This is a genomic window from Streptomyces sp. NRRL WC-3549, assembly GCF_000721935.1.
Lineage (GTDB): Bacteria > Actinomycetota > Actinomycetes > Streptomycetales > Streptomycetaceae > Streptomyces.
Map to the genome: position 1 here is coordinate 27,398 of NZ_KL585429.1, position 3,249 is coordinate 30,646.

General features: G+C 75.7%; 3 protein-coding genes. 2 read left to right on the forward strand and 1 reads right to left on the reverse strand.

Annotated features, from left to right (window positions below):
* Nucleotides 1-142 precede the first annotated feature (142 nt).
* Nucleotides 143-1,429, forward strand: a complete 1,287-nt coding sequence (locus tag IH13_RS0129705; protein WP_031089153.1) for an MFS transporter — start codon at nucleotides 143-145, stop codon at nucleotides 1,427-1,429.
* A gap of 484 nt (nucleotides 1,430-1,913) precedes the next feature.
* Here IH13_RS0129705 and IH13_RS0129710 read toward each other — a convergent pair whose 3' ends face one another.
* Entirely contained in the window at nucleotides 1,914-2,324 is a 411-nt protein-coding gene (locus IH13_RS0129710) for a DUF5997 family protein (protein WP_031089154.1), read from the reverse strand.
* A 65-nt stretch (nucleotides 2,325-2,389) separates the two neighbouring features.
* Here IH13_RS0129710 and IH13_RS0129715 point away from each other — a divergent pair, with 65 nt between their 5' ends.
* Nucleotides 2,390-3,217 (forward strand): LysR family substrate-binding domain-containing protein, encoded by an 828-nt coding sequence (locus tag IH13_RS0129715; protein WP_031089155.1) that lies wholly within the window; start codon nucleotides 2,390-2,392, stop codon nucleotides 3,215-3,217.
* Nucleotides 3,218-3,249 lie beyond the last annotated feature (32 nt).

A 3,249-nucleotide genomic window follows, 5' to 3' on the forward strand; every position in this document is an offset into this window, starting at 1 on the left:
CGGCCAGGGCGGCCAGGGCGGCCAGGGCGGGCGACGTAGGGCACACGCCCGTCCGCGCGGCCGGTCATTCCGCCCGCCGGAGGCCCGGACCGCCTGTCGGGCGCCGGTCGGCGGTATCGTCTCCGGTCACCTGGGGGTGCCCGTGCCGTTCGCTTCCTCCGCCGAATCCGCGTCCGGGCGGCCCGCTCCGCCACACCTGTGGCACGACCGCGACTTCCGAAGGCTCTGGGTCGGCCAGACCGCCTCCCAACTGGGCGAACACGCGACTCTGGTGGTCCTGCCCCTCTTCGCCGTCCTGACGCTCGACGCCGGTGCCGGCCAGTTGGGCGCCCTGCGTGCGGTGGGGCAGGCACCGGTCCTGCTGCTGTCGCTCTTCGTCGGCGCGTGGGTGGACAGGTGGCGGACCCGTACGGTGATGGTGCTGGCCGACGCCGGCCGGGCCCTGGCCCTGGGCGGCGCCGCCGTGGCCGGCCTCTTCGGTGCGCTCGGCCTGCCGGAGCTCCTCTCGGTCGCCTTCGCCGTCGGGGCCCTGTCCGTGTTCTTCGACGTGTCCTACCAGACGTCTCTGGTGCGGCTGGTGCGACGCGACCAGCTGGTGGCGGGCAACAGCGCGCTCGAAGGCAGCCGGTCCGCCGCGCAGATCGGAGGTCCCGCCCTCGGTGGTGCGCTGGTGTCGGTGCTGTCGGCGCCGATCGCCGCCGCCTCCGGCGCGCTGTTCTTCGCGCTGTCGTTCCTGTCGATACGACGGATCGGCCGCCGCGAGTCCGTCCCGGAACGCGCGGCACGGCCGCCTCGGGTCTGGCGGCGTATCCGTGAGGGCCTGCGTTTCGTCGTCGGCGACCCCTCGCTCCGGGCGGTGGGTCTGGCGTCAGCCGCCTTCCAGTTCTTCTTCGCGGCTGTGATGACCGTCTATCTGCTGTTCCTGCCACGGGATCTGCACCTGCCGGGTAGCGTCGTCGGCCTGGTACTCGCGGCGACGGGACCGGGCGCGCTCCTGGGCTCGCTGCTGGCCGCCCACCTGCCGGGCCGCTTCGGGCACGGCACCGTACTGGTGTCCGCGGCGGCACTCGGCGACGGGGCGTTCCTGTTCGTGCCCGCGCTGCACGGGCCTCCCGCGGTGACGGTTCCCGCGCTGCTCACGGCCGCCGCCGTCTTCGGGGCCCTCAGCCAGCTGGTGAACGTCACGGTCATGGCCGTCCGGCAGACCCTCACTCCGGACGGGATGCAGGGCCGCGTGACGGCGACGATCAATTTCGTCGGCATGGGGCTGACCCCGCTCGGCTCGCTGCTCGGCGGCTTCCTCGCCGACGCGTGGGGGACGCGCACCAGCCTCCTGCTGCTGTCACCGGTGGTGATGGCCCTGTCCCCACTCGCCCGCCTGGGGCGGACGCTGCCCGCCCCGCCGGGGAGACCGGCCCCGTCCACGTGAGGTGCCCCGGGTCCGCTCGTCATGCTCCGGTCCCGGGTCGTCGCGCTCCCGCACGCGGCTCTCGACGCCGGTACAGGGCTCGCCGTGCCGGCGGTGCCGCTGCTGCGACCGGACGGCCGCCTGGTGGATTCGGTGGGGGGGGAAGCGACGGGGGCTGCTCGGTGCGCCGCACAGACGGCCCGGCGGTGCCGGCCCCGGCTGAACACGGCCGCGGTCGCGGTCACGGCCGGGGAACGCCGGTCTCCGGCCGGAGGCAGCCCGGCCTCCGGCCGGGTTCGGCGTGAGTCATGTCACCGGCCGGTGAGCGGCTCCCGGCCCCGGCCTTCGGCGCCCTGCGACGGCCCGGGCCGGGACGGGCGTACCGGTCGGCCCCGGCCCCGCGAGCGGTCCCGCCCGGTCGCGGGGCCGTGCGCGACCCGTCGGCCGGTCTTGGTCAAGGCGTCGAGAAGGACGGTCCGCCCGGTCCCCGCCCCGTCGTGGACGGTCAGGCCCGCGCGTCGCCCTCGGCCCGCTCGGCGGCGCGGGCCGCGTCGCGCTCCTTGATGCGGGCCGCCTCCTTGCGGACCTCCGCCTGGGTGGCGCGCTCCTTCTGGAGCCACTCCGGGTTCTCCTGCTTCAGCGCGTCGATCTGCTCGGTCGTGAGCGGTTCGGTGACCCCGCCGCGGGCGAGGCCGGCGATGGAGACGCCGAGCTTCGACGCGACCACCGGCCGGGGGTGCGGGCCGTTGCGGCGCAGCTCCTGCAGCCAGGCCGGCGGGTCGGTCTGCAGCGCGTTCAGCTCGGTGCGCGAGACGACGCCCTCCTGGAACTCTGCGGGGGTGGCCTCGAGGTACACACCCAGCTTCTTCGCCGCCGTGGCGGGCTTCATGGTCTGGGTGCTCTGGTGCGACGTCATGGGGCAAGGGTATCGAGCATGCGGGAGGGCTCCGACCACGGCAGGAGCCCCGGTAGCCTGGCGGGGTGACAGGCTCCGAAGTAACCCCGTCGTTCCGGCTCGCCTACGTCCCGGGCGTGACCCCGACCAAGTGGGTCCGGATCTGGAACGAGCGGCTGCCCGACGTACCGCTGACCCTCGTGGGCGTGCCCGCCGCCGAGGCGGCCGACGCCCTGCGGCGCGGAGACGCCGACGCCGGACTGCTGCGGCTGCCCGTGGACCGTACGGACCTCAGCGCGATCCCGCTCTACACCGAGACGACCGTGGTGGTCATCCCCAAGGACCACGCCGGGGCGGCCGTGGAGGAGCTGTCGGCCGGGGACCTCGCCGACGAGATCGTGCTGCACCCCCTCGACGACACCCTCGGCTGGGAGCGACCGCCCGGCCGGCCCGCGTTCGAGCGGCCCGCCACGACGGCCGACGCCGTCGAGCTGGTGGCGGCCGGGGTGGGGCTGCTCGTCGTACCGCAGTCGCTGGCCCGGCTGCACCACCGCAAGGACCTGACCTACCGCCCGCTCACGGGGGGCGGGGGCGCGGCGGACGACGAGGCGGCCGAGGGCGCCACCGGGGTCCCGGAGTCCGGCGTCGCCCTGTCCTGGCCCGAGTCGCGGACCACCGACCTGGTGGAGGAGTTCATCGGGATCGTGCGCGGGCGTACCGTCAACAGCACCCGTGGGCCGCAGAGGCCCGCCGCCCAGCAGCCGAAGAAGACCGCCGGGCGCACCACGCGCAAGGGCGGCGGCACCCCGCGCAAGCCCTCCGCCGGCAAGGGCGGTTCGGCCTCCCGGGGCGGGGCGCGGTCCGGGGGCGGCAAGAGCTCCGGCCGGAGCGGGAAACCCCGCCGCCGGTCCTGAGGAGCGTCGGCGCCCGCCGGCCCGGTGAACGG

Bases quoted from the DNA above. Each gene is read 5' to 3' on its own strand.
- IH13_RS0129710 (WP_031089154.1), bottom strand. From the start codon at position 2,324: ATGACGTCGCACCAGAGCACCCAGACCATGAAGCCCGCCACGGCGGCG.